The organism is Streptomyces sp. NPDC001153 (assembly GCF_053598315.1).
In genome coordinates this window covers 17,564-35,740 of the sequence record NZ_JBSFJZ010000072.1, presented here as the reverse complement: position 1 = coordinate 35,740, position 18,177 = coordinate 17,564, and the positions used below count along the sequence as shown (strand labels likewise).

Annotated in this window: 18 protein-coding genes; 6 read left to right on the top strand and 12 right to left on the bottom strand. The window is 72.5% G+C overall.

Going from position 1 to position 18,177, the window contains the following annotated elements; genetic code table 11:
* Positions 1-96: 96 nt before the first annotated feature.
* On the bottom strand, positions 97-2,418 hold the full coding sequence (locus ACWDEN_RS44635; protein ID WP_450863729.1) for a hypothetical protein: 2,322 nt from the start codon (positions 2,416-2,418) through the stop codon (positions 97-99).
* Between the two features lie 292 nt (positions 2,419-2,710).
* Here ACWDEN_RS44635 and ACWDEN_RS44630 point away from each other — a divergent pair, with 292 nt between their 5' ends.
* On the top strand, positions 2,711-3,541 hold the full coding sequence (locus ACWDEN_RS44630; protein WP_351617816.1) for a DeoR/GlpR family DNA-binding transcription regulator: 831 nt from the start codon (positions 2,711-2,713) through the stop codon (positions 3,539-3,541).
* Positions 3,542-3,609: 68 nt separating this feature from the next.
* Positions 3,610-4,083, top strand: coding sequence for an SRPBCC family protein (locus tag ACWDEN_RS44625; protein ID WP_351617813.1), 474 nt, complete (start codon positions 3,610-3,612; stop codon positions 4,081-4,083).
* On the opposite strand, the gene ACWDEN_RS44620 is transcribed toward ACWDEN_RS44625, so the two are convergent.
* The 8 genes from ACWDEN_RS44620 to ACWDEN_RS44585 form a co-directional block, all read right to left on the bottom strand.
* Positions 4,084-4,875, bottom strand: coding sequence for an enoyl-CoA hydratase/isomerase family protein (locus ACWDEN_RS44620; protein ID WP_351617810.1), 792 nt, complete (start codon positions 4,873-4,875; stop codon positions 4,084-4,086).
* Positions 4,872-6,137: a cytochrome P450 gene (locus ACWDEN_RS44615; protein ID WP_351617808.1), complete on the bottom strand. Its 1,266-nt coding sequence runs from the start codon at positions 6,135-6,137 to the stop codon at positions 4,872-4,874. The genes ACWDEN_RS44620 and ACWDEN_RS44615 overlap by 4 nt, the downstream gene beginning before the upstream one ends.
* Before the next feature lie 126 nt (positions 6,138-6,263).
* Positions 6,264-7,568 carry a cytochrome P450 family protein gene (locus tag ACWDEN_RS44610; RefSeq protein ID WP_351617822.1) on the bottom strand — a complete coding sequence of 435 codons (1,305 nt, stop codon included), beginning with the start codon at positions 7,566-7,568 and terminating at the stop codon, positions 6,264-6,266.
* 110 nt (positions 7,569-7,678) lie between these two features.
* Positions 7,679-8,281 carry a GTP-binding protein gene (locus ACWDEN_RS44605; protein ID WP_351617805.1) on the bottom strand — a complete coding sequence of 201 codons (603 nt, stop codon included), beginning with the start codon at positions 8,279-8,281 and terminating at the stop codon, positions 7,679-7,681.
* A complete protein-coding gene (locus ACWDEN_RS44600) occupies positions 8,256-8,630 on the bottom strand; it encodes a DUF742 domain-containing protein (protein ID WP_351617803.1) in 375 nt (124 codons plus the stop codon). The genes ACWDEN_RS44605 and ACWDEN_RS44600 overlap by 26 nt, the downstream gene beginning before the upstream one ends.
* Entirely contained in the window at positions 8,627-9,028 is a 402-nt protein-coding gene (locus tag ACWDEN_RS44595; protein WP_323376296.1) for a roadblock/LC7 domain-containing protein, read from the bottom strand. The genes ACWDEN_RS44600 and ACWDEN_RS44595 overlap by 4 nt, the downstream gene beginning before the upstream one ends.
* On the bottom strand, positions 9,025-10,236 hold the full coding sequence (locus tag ACWDEN_RS44590; protein ID WP_351617802.1) for an ATP-binding protein: 1,212 nt from the start codon (positions 10,234-10,236) through the stop codon (positions 9,025-9,027). Before ACWDEN_RS44590 ends, ACWDEN_RS44595 begins: the two co-directional genes overlap by 4 nt.
* Before the next feature lie 232 nt (positions 10,237-10,468).
* A complete protein-coding gene (locus tag ACWDEN_RS44585; RefSeq protein WP_351617801.1) occupies positions 10,469-11,593 on the bottom strand; it encodes a PLP-dependent cysteine synthase family protein in 1,125 nt (374 codons plus the stop codon).
* A gap of 353 nt (positions 11,594-11,946) precedes the next feature.
* Between ACWDEN_RS44585 and ACWDEN_RS44580 the strand changes: the two genes are divergently transcribed.
* Complete coding sequence (locus ACWDEN_RS44580; RefSeq protein WP_351617798.1) at positions 11,947-12,270, top strand: hypothetical protein; 324 nt, start codon at positions 11,947-11,949, stop codon at positions 12,268-12,270.
* A 254-nt stretch (positions 12,271-12,524) separates the two neighbouring features.
* Positions 12,525-13,163, top strand: coding sequence for an ATP-binding protein (locus tag ACWDEN_RS44575; RefSeq protein WP_351617796.1), 639 nt, complete (start codon positions 12,525-12,527; stop codon positions 13,161-13,163).
* A 252-nt stretch (positions 13,164-13,415) separates the two neighbouring features.
* Here ACWDEN_RS44575 and ACWDEN_RS44570 read toward each other — a convergent pair whose 3' ends face one another.
* From ACWDEN_RS44570 to ACWDEN_RS44560, 3 genes are read right to left on the bottom strand one after another with little or no spacing between them, the layout of a single operon-like run.
* Positions 13,416-15,977 carry an ABC transporter permease gene (locus ACWDEN_RS44570; RefSeq protein ID WP_351617793.1) on the bottom strand — a complete coding sequence of 854 codons (2,562 nt, stop codon included), beginning with the start codon at positions 15,975-15,977 and terminating at the stop codon, positions 13,416-13,418.
* Complete coding sequence (locus tag ACWDEN_RS44565) at positions 15,974-16,723, bottom strand: ABC transporter ATP-binding protein (RefSeq protein WP_351617790.1); 750 nt, start codon at positions 16,721-16,723, stop codon at positions 15,974-15,976. The genes ACWDEN_RS44570 and ACWDEN_RS44565 overlap by 4 nt, the downstream gene beginning before the upstream one ends.
* Positions 16,720-17,013 carry an SHOCT domain-containing protein gene (locus ACWDEN_RS44560; RefSeq protein WP_351617787.1) on the bottom strand — a complete coding sequence of 98 codons (294 nt, stop codon included), beginning with the start codon at positions 17,011-17,013 and terminating at the stop codon, positions 16,720-16,722. Before ACWDEN_RS44560 ends, ACWDEN_RS44565 begins: the two co-directional genes overlap by 4 nt.
* Positions 17,014-17,202: 189 nt before the next feature.
* Here ACWDEN_RS44560 and ACWDEN_RS44555 point away from each other — a divergent pair, with 189 nt between their 5' ends.
* The gene (locus ACWDEN_RS44555; protein WP_351617784.1) at positions 17,203-17,778 is read left to right on the top strand and encodes a TetR/AcrR family transcriptional regulator; all 576 of its coding nucleotides are present in this window, start codon (positions 17,203-17,205) and stop codon (positions 17,776-17,778) included.
* Between the two features lie 5 nt (positions 17,779-17,783).
* The gene (locus ACWDEN_RS44550; protein ID WP_351617782.1) at positions 17,784-18,173 is read left to right on the top strand and encodes a (R)-mandelonitrile lyase; all 390 of its coding nucleotides are present in this window, start codon (positions 17,784-17,786) and stop codon (positions 18,171-18,173) included.
* The last annotated feature ends 4 nt before the right edge of the window (positions 18,174-18,177 follow it).

The window sequence follows — 18,177 nt, the reverse complement described above, 5'->3', positions numbered from 1 at the left end:
CCTCCGTGCGGTGCAGTCCTAGACAGCTCCACCACACCGGAGGTCTTCGCCATGATCAAGCCCTGCGGCTGTCAACAACGCTCGTGATCAATACATCTAGCCGGTGTCGGCGCGGTGCTCCGTGGGCTTTGGCCGTGGCCCCGGCAGCTCCGGGCGCAGCCGGGCCAGCAGACGTGCGCGTACCCGGGCGAAGACGGGGTCGGCCTGGTAGTCGGAGTGGCCGAGGATGGGCGCCGGGAGGGGATGCGCGGGCGTACGGCCGTAGGCGAGGGGGTCGCGCAGGGGGCCGTGGTCGACCTCGGGCGTGCCGTCGTCGGGGACGCGGACGGGGCCGCCGATGGGGTCGGTGCTGCGGTAGAGGTTGCCCCAGCAGGCGACGTCGCGGTGGAGGGCGGCGAGCGCGGGCGGTCCGAAGTGGGCCGGGAACCAGCGGCCGTACAGGCGTTCCAGCGGGGAGCCGTAGGTCAGCAGGGCGATCCGGGCGCGGACGGACGGGGGCAGCTGCCAGGCGGCGGCCGCGGCCAGGACACTGCCCTGGGAGTGGCCGGAGAGGACCAGGCGGCCGTCGGTGCGCTGCGTCCAGGTGGCCATGCGCCAGGTCAGGTCCGGCACCGCGCGCTCGGCGTAGCAGGGCGGTGCGAAGGGGTGCGCGGCGCGCGGCCAGAAGGTGCCGACGTCCCAGAGGATGCCGATCGTGCGCCGCGCCGAGGCGTCCTTGTAGGCGCGCCTGCCCCAGGTCACGAAGAGCACGAAGCCGAGGCCGACCAGCCAGGAGCCCAGCGCCTGCGAGGTCGCGGCGACGGACTGTACGGCGTCGTAGGTGCGGTGGGCGGCTCCGTCGGGGGTCTTCCGGGTGGCCAGCGCACCGGCCAGCGCCACAGCGCCGAGCAGCAGGGTGGTGGCGGCGAGCACGGCGACGACGAGAGGTGCCCGGTCGGTGAGCGTGGCCATGGCGCGGACGTGGGCGATGGCGCGGGTACGGCCCGGGTCCTCGGGCTCGCCCGGATGCTCGTGGCGGACCCGGTGGCGTTCGGCGCGGGCCAGCCGGGCGGCGGCGAACCCGAGCCGGGCGGCGAGGAGCAGCAGGACCGCGAGGACCGGCGGGATCGTGGACGCCTGCCAGGTCAGCAGGACCGGGGGCCCGGGGAGCGCGGCGTGGGTGCCGTCGAGCCAGTCGGCGACGCGCTGTGCGACCCCGCCGGACATCACGCCGCCCAGCGCGCAGGCGAGCAGCGCGACGGCCGGTCCGCCCAGGCCCCACATGCCGGCGCGCGGATCGGGGCTGCGGCGGTGGAGGCACCCGGCCACGACGGCGAGCGCGACGACCAGCAGCCCCTGGGCCAGCATGAGAGCGCCGAAGGCCGGGTCGCCCGGCAGCCGGCCCGTGGACCGCCAGCCGGGCCGGGCCCAGCCGGCGTAGATCACGGTGAGCAGCAGCAGGATGAGCGCGCCGAGCGGCAGGAGGCGTACGAGGTGCCGGTCGAGCCGCTGGTCGAGGCGGTTCTCGCTGCGGCCCCGGCGGCAGACCACCCCAGCGGCCGTCGCCGCCCAGGCCAGCAGGGCCGCGGTGAGCAGCCGGCCGAGGATGTCCAGGGCGGCGGGGCCGCCGAGCCGGTGGTCGAAGCGGACCGCGGGGGCCGCGACGGCGGCGGCGACGGTCAGCAGGGCCGCGGCGGTGTGCGCGGCGCGCAGCCGGGCCACGAGGCGGCGCCCGTACCAGAAGCCCGGCCTGGTCAGCGCGCTGGCATCGGTGTCCGGCTCGGGGTCGTGGGTCATCGGCCGGTGGGACTCGTAGGCGCTCCAGGTCCGGCGGGAGAGGTACCAGAGCAGGGCCGTCAGCGCGGTCGGCACCAGTGCGGCGAGCGCGAGCCGGCGGCCGGGCAGGCTCCACCAGGTGGCGTGCCCGCCGGGGGCCACGGACGCCGGGGGCGCGAGGAAGGCCAGCCACGAGTGGCGGTGGGCGCAGGACCGGACGCCGGCGCACTGCCAGCCCACCAGGTCCAGGGCCACCTCGCAGGCGGCGGCCACCAGCAGCACGGTCAGGCTGAGGGCGGCCAGCCGTACGAGGAGGCCGTAGAGGCGGACGGTGCGGTGCCGGCCGGCCGCGGCGGGGCGCATCCAGTGGGCGAGGTTGACCACCATGAACGGCAGCAGTAACAGCCACAGGGCGCGGCTGCTGTCGCCGGAGGTGAGGTTGCACCAGACGTACGCCTCCTGGACCGGCCCGTTCCCGGGTTCTTTCCCGGCCTCGGCGTCCACGGCGCGCCGGAAGACGGCGGCCGTGTCGTCGCCGGTGACCCGGACGGTGCGCGGGTCGCCGAGCATCTTCTCGGGAGTGGTCCCGCCCACCCCGTGCACCAGCAACTCCAGCTCGGCGTCCGGCTGCCGCAGGCTGCGGCCTTCCTGTGCGTGGTCCACCGTTCCGGCACCCCCGTGACGCACCCGAAGAACTGTGTCGATGCGGGCTTCAGGATCTCCGGTCCGGGGGTGTCGTACACCTCTCGTCACGGAATCTCCCCGATCCGTGTGATGCCGGCCGGGGCGGATGTGGCGGACGTGGCATGTGCGCGTCGTGACAGGTGGTGGCGCAACCGGTGGCGACCCGTGACAAGATGGGACGCCCGTGCATCTCCGGCCGGCCGGAACCTCCTGGTCGGGGCCGGTGCGCCGGGCGGGTCGGACGGATGGCGGCGAAAGGACCGGAGCGTACGTGAGTGAGAATCAGAACCTCCTCGCGGAGCAGCGCCGCGCCCTGATCCTGGACGAGGTCCGGCGCCGGGGCGGTGTGCGGGTCAACGAACTGACCCGCAGGCTCGGCGTGTCGGACATGACCGTACGCCGTGACCTGGACGCCCTCGCCCGCCAGGGTGTGCTGGAGAAGGTGCACGGCGGCGCGGTGCCGGTGGTCGAGGCCAGCACGCACGAGCCCGGCTTCGAGGCGAAGTCGGGTCTGGAGCTGACCGCCAAGGAGGACATCGCGCGCGCCGCCGCCAAGCTGGTCACCCCGGGCACGGCGATCGCCCTGTCCGGCGGTACGACGACGTACGCGCTCGCCCAGCAGCTGCTGGAGGTGCCGGACCTGACCGTCGTGACGAACTCGGTGCGGGTCGCGGACGTCTTCCACGCGGCGCAGCGCACCTCGGGCCAGCGGCAGGGCGCGGCCACCGTGGTGCTCACCGGCGGCGTGCGCACCCCTTCGGACTCGCTGGTGGGACCGGTGGCCGACCAGGCGATCGCCGCCCTCCACTTCGATCTGCTGTTCCTCGGTGTGCACGGCATATCGGTCGAGGCCGGGCTGTCCACGCCGAACCTCGCCGAGGCGGAGACGAACCGGCGGCTGGTGCACTCCGCGCGCCGGGTCGTGGTGGTCGCCGACCACACCAAGTGGGGCACGGTGGGCCTGAGTTCCTTCGCCGCGCTGGAGCAGGTGGACACGCTGGTGACCGACGCGGGCCTGCCCGCCGAGGCGCGCGCGGAGATCTCCGAGCACCTGCGGGTGGTGGTGGCGGGCGAGCCCGGGGAAGACGACGCAGACATCTGAGGGTCTGTCAGCTATGGTGGGCCGCCCGGTCGACCGCCCTGCGGGAGTGGCACAAGGGGGTTACGTCCATGGCTCGTCGTCTGCGCCCGGTGGATCTCGACTTCGTCGGGGCCGCGCCCGTACGTCTGGTCTTCGCGCGGGGGGTCTCCGCGTCCCCCGAGCAGGTCTTCCGCGCGCTCGCGGAGGATGTGCCCGGCTGGACGCAGTGGTTCTCGGCGGTGACGCTCGCCCGAGCCACCGAAGGTGGCGCCGGGCGTGAGATCCGGCTCAGGGGCGGGACGCGGTTCGAGGAGACGGTGCTCGCGGCGAAGGCGCCCGAGGTGTACGCCTACCGCGTCGACGCCACCAACGCGCCGGGCGTCCGTGCCCTGGCCGAGGAGTGGCGCCTGGCTCCTCGGGGCACGGGCACCCGGGTGCAGTGGACCTTCGCCGCGGACGGGACGGCGCCGTTCCGGTTCGTTCTCGGGCTGGCCGGGGCGGGCCTCGGGCGCGCCTTCCGCGACGCGGTGACGTCCCTGGACCGGCGCCTGGCGCGGCGCTGATCAGCTGCTGTTGCGGGCATGGTGCGACTCGGTCACGACGGCCGCCATCAGTTCCGCGTCCAGTGCGGAGACATCGGCCAGACGCGAGGCCGCGGACAGCGAGTTGAGCAGGGTCTTGGTGACGCGCAGCGCCGCCTGGGGGCGGCGGACGACGGGCCGCGCCCAGTCGGCGACGGCCGCGTCCAGCTCGTGGGCGGGGACGACCTTCTGCAGGATGGACAGGGACTGGGCCTCCGTCGCTGTGATGGCGCGGCCGGTGAGGACGATCTCGCGGACACGGGCGGCGCCGACCTCGTTGATGAGACGGGGCAGCAGGCCGCCCCACGCGGTGGGCAGCCCGAGCGCGAGTTCGGGCAGCCGGAAGGTCGCGTCCTCGGATCCCACCCGCAGATCGCAGGCGAGCGCGAGGGCGAAGCCCGCCCCGATGGCCTTGCCGTGGACACGTGCGATGGTCACGGCCGGGTTCGAGGTCAGGGCCTCGCAGACGCGCCGCGCCTTGGCCCCGGACATGCGGATGGCGCCGCCCGTGGGGTCGTGGGCGAGATGCCGGACGGACTCGCGGCGGTCCCCGCCCAGGCAGAAGTCGTCACCGCTCCCGGTGAGCACGAGCACCCGGACGGCCGGGTCCTGGTCCTGCAGGACCCCCAGGAGGTCGTCCAGCAGGGCGTCGGTGACGGTGTTGCCCTGCTCGGGGGTGTTCAGCTCGACGGTGAGGACGGGGCCCTCCCGGTGGGTCCGCAGGGTCGGGCGTACGGCGCCGGCCGGGAGGGTCGTGAGGGGCAGGGCGGTCATGTCGTCACTTTCAGGGAGGTGATGCGCCGGAAGACCATCCGGTTCGCATACGTCGGGCCCGCGGTGGGCCGCAGGGTGGGGAATCGTTCCAGCAGGCGGGTGAGCAGGATTCGGGCTTCCAGGCGGGCCAGGCCCGAGCCGAGGCAGTAGTGGACGCCGCCGCCGAAGGTGAGGTGGGCGCCCTTGCGGCGGATGTCGAAGAGGTGGGGGTCGGGGTTGCGGCGCGGGTCGTGGTTGGCGGCGCCGTACAGGACGTGGACGGTGGTGTCCTTGGCGATGGGAACACCGGCGAGGACGGTGTCGTCGGCGGCGAAGCGCGAGTTGAGGTGGATCGGCGGGTCGTAGCGCAGCACCTCCTCGATCGCGTCGTCGACGTGCTCGGGGTGCCGGCGCAGCCAGTCGGCCCGGGCCGGGTCCTGGGTCAGGAACCACACGGCGTTGGTCAGCAGCGTCGCGGTGGTCTCCAGGGAGGCGATGGTGATGAACATCGTCAGGTCGTACAGCATCTGGTCGGCCGCCGCGCGGTCGTCGGGGCACTCGGCGTCCCAGTACCGGATCCAGCCGCTGAGGACGTCGTCGCCGGGGTGGGCGCGCCGGTGGGCGATCAGGCCGGTGAAGTAGGCCCGCATCTCCAGGGTGGCCTCGGCCGAGACGGCCAGTTCGCTCTTGGTGGGGATCAGTTCCTGGGCGTGCACCTGCCGGTGGGTGAAGTCCAGGATGTGCGGGTAGTGCTCGGCCGGGATGGCGAGCCAGTGGCCGACGGTGTGGACGGGCAGCTGGTCGCCGACCGTGGTGACGAAGTCGGCCTCGCCGTGGGCGCGCAGCTGTAAGGCGAGACGGTCCAGGAGCTCGGTGACATGGGCGGCGATCCGGGGCCGCATGGCCTCGAGGGTGCCGCGGTCGAAGAGGTTGCCCAGGGCGCGGCGCCGCGAGGTGTGCTCGGGCGGGTTGAGGCGGGACAGCGTCCGTGTCATCTCCCGGGTCGCCGGGTCCTGCCAGCGCGCCATGTCCGGCCGGCGTTGCTGCCAGGCGAAATCCGGCACGAGCCAGTCCCTGCCGCGCAGGATCTGGTTGCAGGCATCGAATCCGGTCACGAAGTACCCGCCCCAGGGAGCGGGCACCACTTCGCCCAGTGCGCGTAGTTCGTCCCAGACAGGGAGGGGATCGGCCTGTCCCTCGGCGGAGCGGAGGCGACGGAGGAGGGGGATGACGGCTCGGCGGTCGGTGGGGGTGGTACCGCGTATGACGCCAACGGCGGTCACGCGAAGCTCCTTTGTGGCTGGGCGCTACCGATACCGCCGGAACCTACCCTTCCCCTCTCCTTCGTCATGCGCCCGACAGTGTTGCTCCCGTCACATGCCGCACATGAGACCGCGACATCTCAGGCATCACACCCGGAAGACGTCCAGGAAGGTGCTCCAGAAGCCCTTCTTCCTGGCCGGCTCCTGGCGGGCGGCGGCGACCGGCGCCGTGGGAAGCGGCTGCTCTGCCGTGGCGGGGACGGTCCGGCTCTGCAGCGCGGCGGCGATATGGGTGGCCGGTGCGGGGCTGAAGGCCACTGGGAGCGTGACCAGCGCCCGGTGGAACGGGCCGGGACGCCATTCCAGGTCCTTCTCGGGGACGGCCAGGATCAGGTCGGGCAGGGCGTTGAGCAGCTTCTCGATCGCGGTGACGGCGATGACCTGCGCCGGGTCCTTGGCCGGGCACGCGTGCGGACCCGCCCCCCAGGCCAGGTGGGCGCCCTTGCTGTGCCTGTGGCGGGCCTCGGCGAGCGCGGGGTCGGTGTTGGCGGCGGCGAAGCTGATGACGACCGGCGTGCCCGCCTCGGCCACCACTCCCCCGAGGTCCACGTCCTGGACCGGGTAGTGGGTGGCGTAGTTGGCGATGGGCGTCTGGTTCCACAGCACGTGATCGATCGCCTCCTCGATCAGCAGCCCGGAGTCGCGTCCGCTGGTGTCCGGTGACAGCAGCAGGAGCAGGGCGTTGCCGATCAGGTTGCGCTCGGGTTCCACGCCGGCGCCCATCAGCATGACCAGCTGGTCCTTGAGCTCCTCGTCGGTCAGCCCCGCGGGGTGCTGGATCAGCCATGAGGTGACGTCGTCGCCGGGCTGCCGGCGCTTGAGGGCGATCAGCTGCATGAGGCAGGCGGTGAGCTCCTCGTTGGCGCGCAGGGCGTCCTTGCCGTCGAAGATCGCCGACATGGCGCTGGTGAGCGTGTCACCGATGTCCGCCGGGCAGCCGAACAGCTTGTTGAAGAGCAGCAGCGGAAGCAGTTTGGCGTAGTCGTTGAGGAGGTCGGCACGGCCGCGCTCGCAGAACTGGTCGATGAGGTAGTCGGCGATGGGCTCGACGTCGCGCCGGATCCGGGTGATGTTGAGCCGGGCCAGGCTGTCGGTGACGGCCTTGCGCAGCCTGAGGTGCACGGCGCCGTCGGTGAACAGGCAGTTGGGCCGGTACGCCATCATCGGCAGCACCGGGTGGTCCAGCGGTATGTGCCCTTCGTTCAGCGCCTTCCAGCGGCGGGAGTCCCGGGCGAAGAGCGTGGTGTTCTGCAGCACGCGCAGGGCCGTCTCGTGGCCGACGACCAGTGTGGCGTCGATGCCGGGGGCGAGTTCGACCGGTCCGGCCGGACCGTGGGCGCGCAACCGGTCGTAGACCTGGTGGGGGTCGGCGGCGAACGCGTGGTCGTGCATGGGGCATCTGGCGTCGGCGGGGGCGGGGACTGACTGGCGGTCCATGGGGTTCCTTCTGCTGGCTCCGGGCCGGTGGTCCGGGGGAGAGACGGTCCGGGCGGATGGGCGGGTCAGGCGGCTCGGGTGAGCAGGTGACGGACGAGCGCGATCAGCGCGTGGGCGGAGGACTGCCGGTCGCGGGCGTCGCAGTAGACCACGGGGGTGTCCGGGAGCAGGTCGAGGGCCTCGCGCACCTCCGCCTCCTCGTAGACCGTGCCCGGCTGGAAGCCGTTGACGGCGATGGCGTACTCGAGGCCGTACCGCTCGACGAGGTCGATGACGGGAAAGGTCTCCTCCAGCCGGGCCGGGTCGACCAGGAGCAGTGCCCCCAGCGCGCCGCGGGCCATGTCCTCCCACAGCTGCATGAAACGCTGCTGCCCCGGGGTGCCGAACAGGTACAGCACGAGGTCGTCGCTGAGCGTCAGGCGGCCGAAGTCCAGGGCCACGGTGGTGGTGGTCTTGTCCGTCACGCCCCTGAGGTCGTCCACGTGGAGGGACGCCTGGGTCATCTTCTCCTCGGTGCGCAGCGGGGTGATCTCCGACAGCGAGCCGATGAGGGTCGTCTTGCCCACGGCGAAATGCCCGACGACCAGGATCTTGGCGGCGTTGGTCACCGCGCTGGAGACGTAGATGGATCCAGGGGCCGTCTCAGCCGATGAGGGATTGGAGTCCATTCAGAACCTTCTCGAGGGTCGCTCTGTCAACGTTCTGAGCCCGGGGCGGCTCGGCGCGGCGCAGGAGGTGGCCCTGCTCTGATAAATCGGTCAGCAGCAGCCGGGCCACCCCCACCGGCAGGCCCACGTGGCCCGCGACCTCGGCGACCGACAGGTAGCCGCCCGCACACAGCTGCCAGATCGCCATCACCTCGGGGCCGGCTCCCAGCGGCGGGGTCCGCTCGGGAGCCAGGGTGACGAGGGTGTGCAGCGCCAGGTCGTCCGCGGCCGGCAGGCTACGGCCGCCGGTGATGACGTAGGAGCGGACGAACTCGCTGGTGACGGAGGCCTCCTCGCCGGGCGTGGTCATACCCCGGCACCGTTCTCCGAGCGCGGAGCCACACTCATCGCCTTGCTCAGGGCGGCCACCGTCTTCTGCATGCGGAAGGACATGGCCTCCATGTCGACGTCCAGCGCGGCCGACACGGCGAGGTACGAGCCCTGGCCGGCGGCGATCAGGAAGATCCAGCCGCCGTCGTACTCCAGCAGCGTCTGCTTCCAGATTCCGTGTCCCGCTCCCACGAACCCCGCGACGGCGCGGCTCAGCGACTGCATCGAGCTCATCGCGGCCGCGTTCGTCTCGGCATCGTCGCGTGCGATGTCGTCCGAGCGCTGCAGCAGCAGGCCGTCTCCCGAAACGAGGATCGCGTGCCGGGCTCCGCGTACTTCGAGCACGTCGTTCAGCACCCAGGACAGGTCGATCTTCACTGGTTGTCAGGTCCTTCCGTGGTCTGCGTGGTCCGCCCGAGCTGAGTTCCGCGCGCGAACGCCCCGATCCGGGACGCCGTCACCTCGCTGGCCGGCTCGGGAGAGCCCTCCTGGCCTGCGGTGTCGGGGGCCGGGACCACGGTGACGGTGCCGCTGCGCCGCCGGCGTTTGGGCAGACCTCCCGAGGTCGTTCCCACCACGTGCGAGGGGCCCACGACCGGGACCGGCGCCAGTCGCTGGGGCGCGGCCTCCGGGGCCGTGGCGTCCCGGTCGTCCTGGGCGCCGGCCGCCGGGGAAGGAGTGTCGGCCGAGAGGAGGCTTTCGGGCACACGAATCACTGCACGCACTCCGCCGTAGGGGGAAACGGAGCCGACGGAGACGGCGAAGCCGTAGCGGGCGGCGAGCATGCCGCACACGGCGAAGCCGAACCGCGGCGGATCGCCGAGACCGGTGATGTCGACGGGACCGTCCACGGACAGCAGGGCCGCCGCCCGGTCCTTGGTCTCCTGGTCCATGCCGAGTCCGGCGTCGTCGACGATGTAGCAGATACCGGTCGGCACGGTCTGGATGTTGACCTCGACCGGTGTGCCGGGCGCGCTGTAGTTCGTCGCGTTGTCCAGCAGTTCGGCCAGTACGACGGCCACCGGCTCGACCGCCTTGCCGACGAGGGAGACGCTGACCTGCGAGTGGACGCTGACCCGGTCGAAGTCCTTGATCCTGCCCTGGGCGCTGCGGGCGACGTCGTAGACCGTGGCGGCGCCCTCGCGCCGGCCCAGCCATCCGCCGCACAGCACGGAGATGCCCTTGGCGCGGCGGCCGAACTGGCTGCCGGTGTGGTCGACCGTCATCAGGTCGGCCAGGACGTCCGTGGTGTCGCCGTACTTCCTCAGCAGGCTGTCCAGGAGGACCTGCTGTTCCTCGGCGAGCGACTGGAGCGTGCCCATCGCGGACTTCAGCACGGCCTTGGTCGAAGCCTCCGCGTCGGCCCGTACGTCCGCGAGGTCACGCTGATGCTGTGCGGTCAGCGCGGCGATGTGCGTGTGGAGCTGCCCGACGTCGCCGCGGGCCTGTCCCAGTCCTGCCTCCAGGTCCTTTCTCGTTCTTCGGAGCGCCATGTTGGTTCTCCGGGCCCGCATCACTGCGACGACCGCAGCGACGAGCACCACCAGCAAGATCCACAGCAGTGGATCCGTGGTCAATGACGTCATGAGACTCTCTTCAAGTCGCATCGCGCCGGGAGCGTGCGAGCGCGATGGTGCCTTTGAGACTGTCCCCCCGTACGCGTTCATGACGCGCCGTCAGCCCACCGAAAAGTGGGATGATCTTATCAGTCACACAGGCACAACCACCTTGCCCAGAACCTCAATTGAGACGTCACCAAACCCTCACAACCCCGTCACCCGCCCGTTGGCCACCGGCCGCCGGAGGACGGGGACGGGCTCAGTCCGGCCACACCCCCGTGGCCAGCAGGGTCTCGATCGCCGCCGCGTACGGCGTGATGTCCAGGCCCTGCTCCACGAGCCAGGCGTCGGAGTAGTACTTGTCGAGGTAGCGGTCGCCCGGGTCGCACAGCAGGGTGACGACGCTGCCGGTGCGGCCCTCGGCCACCATCTCGGAGATGATCTTCAGCGCGCTCCACAGCCCGGTGCCCGTGGAACCGCCCGCCTTGCGGCCGATGGCCCGCTCCAGGGCCCGTACGGCGGCGACGCTGGCCGCGTCCGGGACCTTCATCATCCGGTCGATCGCACCGGGCACGAAGCTCGGCTCCATGCGCGGCCGGCCGATGCCCTCGATGCGGGAGCCGCAGTCGCAGGTGACGTCCGGATCACCGGTGGTCCAGCCCTCGAAGAAGCAGGAGTTGTCCGGGTCGGCGACGCAGATACGGGTGTCGTACTGCATGTAGTGGACGTAGCGGGCGAGGGTCGCGGAGGTGCCGCCGGTGCCCGCCGTGGCGACGATCCAGGCCGGCTCCGGGAACCGCTCCAACTCCAGCTGGCGGAAGATCGATTCGGCGATGTTGTTGTTGCCGCGCCAGTCGGTGGCCCGCTCGGCGTAGGTGAACTGGTCCATGTAGTGGCCGCCGGTCTCCACCGCGAGGCGGGCGGACTCCTCGTACATCTTCCGCGAGTCGTCCACGAAGTGGCACTGTCCGCCGTGGAACTCGATGAGGCGGCACTTCTCGGCGCTCGTCGTGCGGGGCATGACCGCGATGAAGGGCACGCCGATCAGCTTGGCGAAGTAGGCCTCGGAGACGGCGGTGGAGCCGCTGGAGGCCTCGATGACCGGGCGGCCGGGGCGGATCCAGCCATTGCAGAGGCCGTAGAGGAACAGGGAGCGGGCGAGGCGGTGCTTGAGGCTTCCGGTGGGGTGCGTCGACTCGTCCTTGAGGTAGAGGTCGATGCCCCAGTGCTCGGGGAGGGGGAAGCGCAGCAGGTGCGTGTCCGCCGATCGGTTGGCGTCGGCCTGGACCTTGCGGACGGCCTCTTTCAGCCAGTCGCGGTAGGCGGCGTCGCTGCGGTCGACGTCGAGGGTGACGCCGGTCCGGGTCTGGTCGGTGGTGCTCACGGCGGTGCTCCTTACGCTGGGCGCCGACGACGCCTCACGCGGCCGGCATCTCGAGCATAGGCATCTTTCACACCACTTCCCACCTGCATAAACGCATCTTTGAGCCACCCAAAGCCGCCCTGGGGCGCAGGGCGCGGGAGGCCTGCGGGGGCGCGTTGGCGGGAGTGCTCCGGGCGACTTCGGCGGGCGCCTCGCGCGTACTGGTGCTCCCGGCCGCATCGGGGCAGACTGCACGCGAGGGGACGATCGTCCCGAACGCAGGCGCACGCCGTTGTTCGGACGCGGGCGCACACTGGACCGGACGCGAGCGCACAATGGATCGCGGAAGCACACGGGCAAGGGGGCGGCGAAGGATGGCGGAGCCGGAGTTCACAGCCACGGGCGTGCGGATCGGCAAGCGGCTGCGCTCGCTCACCCGGGCCGGTCAGGTCCGGATCAACGACGGCAGGCTGGAGTTGCTCACCAGCTACGGCAGCGAGATCGACAGTGCCCCGGTGCAGGCGGTGCGCGCGTCTAGGCCCTGGTTCCGGCCGGACGACAAGGCGTTGGCCGACCTCAACGGCAAGCGGTACCTGCTGACGCTGGGCGAGCACGACCCCGCCCCCGGCGAGCCGGGTCCGCCCGCGGCACGGCGGTTCATCGAGGCGGTGCGCCGGGCCGCCGGACGCGGCCACTGAGAGCCGTACGGCCGCCGGCCGGGGAACGGGCCGGTCGCGTTACTCCGAGCAGCGGTCCGTCGCGGCGAGTTGCGGGACCGCATCCGCTGCGTCACGCTGGTCACACGTCACTCTGGGTTTACCGGCGATAACGCTGCGAACCAGCCCGCCGGCCACGACAGCAGGCGGACGTTTGGACGCAAGCACCCTGCTGGATCCGTTGTTCTCCGTGTTCTTCCGGTCCCTTCGGACCTCTACATCGGGGAGTCGCAGCCGTGATCAGTCACCCAAGCAGGCACTGCACGGTGGAGCTCCAAGCCCTGCCGTCGCGGATCGGCCAGGTCCGCAGAATCGTATCTGCGCAGTTGCGCTACTGGCACATGGACGCGTTGATAGACCGGGCCGCGCTCGGTGTGACGGAGCTGCTCAGCAATGTCCACCGGCATGCCAGGCCCGACAAGTCGTGCACGGTCGAGCTGGAGCTGGCGCCGGACCGGCTCACGGTCTCGGTGCGCGACAACGATCCACGGCTTCCGGTCCCGTCCGACATCGCGGACCTGCCGGACGGTGGCCCGCTCGCCACGTGCGGGCGGGGGCTCGCGATGGTGGCGGCGGTCAGCGAGAGCTGGGGCGCCCGGCCGGACGGCGAGAACGGCAAGGTCGTCTGGTTCACGCTGTCCGCCCCCGCGGTGGTACGGCCTGGGCCGGCCCACGTCCCGCGCCGCGCCGCCGAGGTACGGCCGACGCCGGAGCCCGTCCGCTTCGGCACGGCGGCCAAGACACCGGCGGGGACGCCTGTCGGCGCCGGGGTCGCGTTGACTGCCGAAGCCCCCGTCGCGGCGGCGCCGGCGGCGAGCGCGGCTCGCGCTCCCGCCGGAGCGCAGGCTCCCGCCCGGTCGACCGTTGCCGGTTGACCGGGCGGTGAGGGACCTCCGGCCTCGCGGCAGCGCGCCCACGCGTCGGGTCGGTGCGGACCGTGCGCGGGTACGGGTATGCGGAGGGCTGGTCGCGCGGTTCCGGGGGTGCGGCCGGCTGCAACTCCCCAGGGGCGCGGGGAACTGAGCGACCGGCCACACCGCACCCGCACCCGCACCCGCACCCGCACCCGCACCCGCGAACGGTCTCCCGCGACCCGATGACCGGGCGCCCCGGCCGAAGCGACGCAGTCACTCCGTCGCGATGGCCCGCAGGACGTCCAGCCGGGCCGCCCGCCGGGCCGGGCGGAGGCCCGCCAGCGCGCCGGCGGTGAGGCCGACGAGGGCGACCACCGCGAGCCGCGCGGGCGGCAGGGCGAAGGCGAACGCGGTGTCGCTCGCGCCGTCGGAGGCCTTCACCAGCACCCAGCCCAGGAAGGCACCGAGTCCGAGACCGCCGGCCGTGCCGAACGCGGCGACCAGGACCGACTCCCAGCGGACCATGGCCCGCAACTGGGCCCGGGTCTGGCCGACGGCCCGCAGCAGGCCGAGTTCCCGGGTGCGTTCGTGCAGCGCGAGGGTCAGCGTGTTGGCGATGCCGAGCAGGGCGATGACCACCGCGAGGACGAGCAGCGCGTAGACGAGGGTGAGCATCATGTCGATGCCGCCCGCCGAGGACTGCGCGTACTCGTCGCGGGTCTGCACGGACGGGTTGCCGTACTGCGCGGCGACCTTCCGTACGGCCGCCTTGCCCGCGTCGGTGCTCACCCCGTGCCTGAAGGTGACGGCGATCAGGGTGTCCGTGTCCTGGGTGCGGTGCGGCGCCCAGGCGGCACGGGTGATGACGTAGTCGCCGGCGAGTTCCGACTGGCCGTACACGGCACGGACGGTGAAGTCGTCCGTCCTGCCGTCGGTGAAGGTCAGCCTGGCTGTGTCACCGGTGTGCAGGTGCTGCCGGTCGGCCTCCTTCCGGGTGATGGCGATGCCGTCGGTGCCGAGGCCCTGCAGGGAGCCGGTGACCGTGCCCAGGTCGAAGGTGCGGGCGAGCGCGGCCGGATCGGTGACGGTCAACGCGCGTCCCCTGCCGTCGACTTCGGCGACCCCGCGGCCGAGTCCCACCGCCGTGTCCACCTGCGGCAGCCGCTGGAGCGCCGGAGCGAGCCGCGGGCTGAGCCCGCTGCCGCCCGCGCCGAAGGACGGGCTGCTGACGGCGACGTCACCGGCGAAGGACCGGGACACCGTCCGGTCCATCGTGGCCTTCAGTGAGGCGCCGAAGACGGTGAACAGCGACACCACGGCCACGCCGATCATCAGCGCGCTCGCGGTGGCCGCCGTCCGCTTCGGGCTGCGCAGGGCGTTGCGCCGGGCCAGCGAGCCGGTGACCCCGCGCAGCCGGTCCAGGGGCGCGCCGAGCAGCCGTACGGCCGTGGTGGCGGCGACCGGGCCGAGGACGACGAAGGCCGCCAGGGCGAGCAGCGCGCCGAGTCCCGCCAGCCACACGGACGGGGAGACGAGGACGCCGGTCAGGGTCGTGGCGAGCGCCAGCGCGCCGAGGACACTCCCGGCGATCGCACGCACGCGGGAGGCACCGGAGGTGTCGACGGCCGTCTCGCGCAGGGCGGCGAGCGGCGCCGTGCGTCCGGCGCGCCGGGCCGGCAGGAGCGCGGAGCCCAGGCAGACCGCGATCCCCACCGCGAGCGGCAGCACCATCGACAGGGTCTTGATCACCAGGTCGCCGTCGGGGAACGGGAACCCGATGGCCGGGAACAGCGCCTGGAGGCCCGCGGCGATGCCGATGCCGCCCGCGAGTCCGGTGAGGGACGCGGTGAGCGCGACGACGCAGGCCTCGGCGAGGGCGGCGGCGGTCAACTGGCGGCGGGCCGCACCGAGGGCGCGCAACAGGGCGTTCTCGCGGGTGCGTTGGGCGACCACGATGGCGAACGTGTTGTGGATGGAGAAGGTGGCCACGAGCAGGGCGACGCCGGAGAAGACCAGCAGAAAGGTGGTGAAGATGGTCAGGAACTGGCTGGAGATCATGTCGGTGTTCTCCTGCGCCGACTGCTGACCGGTGATGGCTTCGACTCCCTTGGGCAGCACCGGAGTCAGCCGGTGGACCAGCTCCTCCTGCCCGACTCCGGGTTCGGCCCGCACCGCGATGGACGCCGCCTGACCGGGCCGCGCGGTGAGGTACTTCTCGGCGTCGGCCCGGGTCATGCCGGTGAACGTCACCTGGGCCATGCCGTCCTGGCCGCCGAAGGTGGCGAGCCCGACGACGGTGACCTTCACGGGGTCCGGGGTGCGCAGGGTGGTGGTGTCACCGATCTTCAGACCGCCCTTCTTCGCGGCACCCCGGTTCACCACGACCTCGCCCGGCCTGGCGGGAGCCCGGCCTTCGGCGAGCCGGTACGGGTTGAGGCGGGGGTCCGTGATCCAGTTCCCGGCGAGCGTGGGCGGCCCCTGGCCGCCTACCGGTTTGCCGTCGGAGCCGACCAGCTGCCCGGCGCCCTGGATGTCCGGGACGGCGGCGGCCACGCCGGGCACCCGCTCGATGCTCTTCACCAGCGAGATGTCCACGGGCCGCCGTACGCCCTGGGCCTGGCCGGGTGCGGTGATGGCGTCGGCGCCGCGTACGACGGCGTCCGTGCCGCTGGTGGCCTGGCCGAACATGCTGTCGAAGCCGGCGCGCAGCGTGTCGCCCATGACGAGGGTGCCGGCCAGGAACGCGACGCCGAGGAACACGGCGAGGAAGGTGCCGGCGAACCGTCGCCGGTGCGCGCGCAGGGAGGTGAGGCTGAGCCGGATCGAGGCGTTCATGACCGCACCTCGAAGGCCTTCATGCGGTCCAGCACCTTGTCGGGCGTGGGTGACTCCATGCGGTCGACCAGGCGGCCGTCGGCGAGGAAGAGCACCTCGTCGGCGTGCGCGGCGGCCACCGGGTCGTGCGTGACCATGACGACCGTGCGGTCCATCTCCCGCACGGCGGAGCCGAGGAGGCCGAGCACCTCGGCCCCGGAGCGGGAGTCGAGGTTCCCGGTCGGCTCGTCGGCGAAGACCACGTCGGGCTTCCCGGCGAACGCCCGTGCCACGGCGACGCGTTGCTGCTGGCCGCCGGAGAGTTCCGAGGGACGGTGGTGCAGCCGGTCGCCCAGCCCGACGACGTCGACGAGCGCGTCGATCCACTCCCGGTCACCGCGCCGCCCCGCCAGGTCCAGGGGCAGGGTGATGTTCTCCGCGACGGTCAGCGTGGGCACCAGGTTGAACGCCTGGAACACGAAGCCGACCCGGTCCCGGCGCAGCAGGGTCAGGCGCCGGTCGTCCAGCTCGCCGAGTTCGGTGTCCCCGATGTAGGCGGCGCCGGAGGTGAGCGTGTCGAGGCCGGCCGCGCAGTGCATGAGGGTGGACTTGCCGGAGCCCGAGGGGCCCATGATCGCCGTGAAGCGTCCGGCGGGAAAGGAGACGTCGACGCCGTCGAGGGCGTGTACGGCGGTGTCGCCACCGCCGTACACCTTCACCGCGTCCACCACGCGGGCCGCGGTCCGCACTGCGGTAGTCGTGGTCATGCCGCACCTCCCTTGCCGGCGCGGCCGAACTGCTCCTCCAGGACGGACAGACGCCGCCAGTACTCGTCCTCGTCGATCTCGCCGGAGGCGAAGCGGCGGCCGAGGACCGACAGCGGCGAGTCGCCCGCTGGGCGTCCGGCGTCCAGGTGCCGCCAGGGGCCGCCGCGGCCGCGCAGGCCGGTGCGGCGCAGGAAGGTGACGGCGCCGAGCACGACGGCCGCCCAGATCAGCGGGAAGAACAGGATCCAGGGGCCGGGTCCGCCGCCACCCCAGTCGGCCAGGGTCTGCATCTCGGGTCATCTCCTCGTCGGTGTCGTCCTCCCCGCTCTTCGGGGATGCCACGAGACTCCCTCCGGCAGGGGGTTTCGGTCGTCGTGCGGCCGGCGGCAGTGCGGGTACCTCCCGGGGAGTACGGCGGGGGCGGCGGACTGCTCCCCGGGGACTGGCGGACTGTAACTACTAGTATGTACAGTGGTCGCATGAGCACCTCGGAACGACTGATCGAGTCCACCCGTGAGCTGTTGTGGGAGCGCGGGTACGTCGGCACGAGCCCGAAGGCGATCCTGGAACGCGCCGGCGCCGGCCAGGGCAGCATGTACCACCACTTCAAGGGCAAGCCGGATCTCGCCCTGACGGCGATCCGGCGGACCGCACAGGAGTTGCGCGCCACCGCCGAGCGGGTCCTGGACGGGCCGGGCACGCCGTACGAGCGCATCGAGGCGTATCTGCTGCGTGAGCGTGACGTGCTGCGCGGCTGCCCGGTCGGCCGGCTGACCATGGACCCCGACGTGATCGCGAGCGAGGAACTGCGCGCGCCGGTCGACGAGACGATCGCCGCCATCCGCGAGCGGATCGCCGAGCTCGTCGAAGAGGGCAAGCGGCAGGGGCAGTTCGCACCGGAGCTGGACGGCGAGGAGATCGGCGCGGCCGTCCTCGCCACCGTGCAGGGCGGCTACGTCCTCGCCCGCGCCTCCGGCTCCCCCGCCGCCTTCGACGCCGGGGTGCGCGGTCTGCTCTCCCTGCTCGCACCCCGAACTCCCGGACAGGAGAACTGAGTCACGTGCACATCACCAGACGGCGTCCGGAGACCCGGCAGGGCCCGGCGGAGAACTTCACCGGCACGGTCTGGCTGGACGAGATCGCCGCGCCCGCCGCTCCGTCCCGGCTGCGCATGTTCAACGTCCACTTCGCCCCGGGCGCCCACACGGCCTGGCACCGGCACCCGCACGGGCAGGTGCTGCACGTCCTGGACGGCGAGGGGCTGGTGCAGCGCAAGGGCGCCGCGGTGGAGGCGATCCGCGCGGGCGACACGGTGTGGATCGAGCCGGACGAATGGCACTGGCACGGAGCCGCGCCCCGCACCTTCATGACCCATCTCGCTGTCGTGGAGGCCGCCGAGGACGGCACGACGACCGAGTGGCACGCGCACGTGGGCGACTACCCCGCCTGAGACC

Excerpts from the sequence above, each read along its gene's own strand:
- ACWDEN_RS44605 (WP_351617805.1), bottom strand. The coding sequence starts at position 8,281 with ATGGACTCCAATCCCTCATCGGCTGAGACGGCCCCTGGATCCATCTAC.
- ACWDEN_RS44560 (WP_351617787.1), bottom strand. The coding sequence starts at position 17,013 with ATGCAGACCCTGGCCGACTGGGGTGGCGGCGGACCCGGCCCCTGGATC.
- ACWDEN_RS44610 (WP_351617822.1), bottom strand. The coding sequence starts at position 7,568 with ATGCACGACCACGCGTTCGCCGCCGACCCCCACCAGGTCTACGACCGG.
- ACWDEN_RS44600 (WP_351617803.1), bottom strand. The coding sequence starts at position 8,630 with ATGACCACGCCCGGCGAGGAGGCCTCCGTCACCAGCGAGTTCGTCCGC.
- ACWDEN_RS44620 (WP_351617810.1), bottom strand. The coding sequence starts at position 4,875 with ATGACCGCCCTGCCCCTCACGACCCTCCCGGCCGGCGCCGTACGCCCG.
- ACWDEN_RS44625 (WP_351617813.1), top strand. The coding sequence starts at position 3,610 with ATGGCTCGTCGTCTGCGCCCGGTGGATCTCGACTTCGTCGGGGCCGCG.
- ACWDEN_RS44590 (WP_351617802.1), bottom strand. The coding sequence starts at position 10,236 with ATGACGTCATTGACCACGGATCCACTGCTGTGGATCTTGCTGGTGGTG.
- ACWDEN_RS44580 (WP_351617798.1), top strand. The coding sequence starts at position 11,947 with ATGGCGGAGCCGGAGTTCACAGCCACGGGCGTGCGGATCGGCAAGCGG.
- ACWDEN_RS44555 (WP_351617784.1), top strand. The coding sequence starts at position 17,203 with ATGAGCACCTCGGAACGACTGATCGAGTCCACCCGTGAGCTGTTGTGG.
- ACWDEN_RS44570 (WP_351617793.1), bottom strand. The coding sequence starts at position 15,977 with ATGAACGCCTCGATCCGGCTCAGCCTCACCTCCCTGCGCGCGCACCGG.
- ACWDEN_RS44565 (WP_351617790.1), bottom strand. The coding sequence starts at position 16,723 with ATGACCACGACTACCGCAGTGCGGACCGCGGCCCGCGTGGTGGACGCG.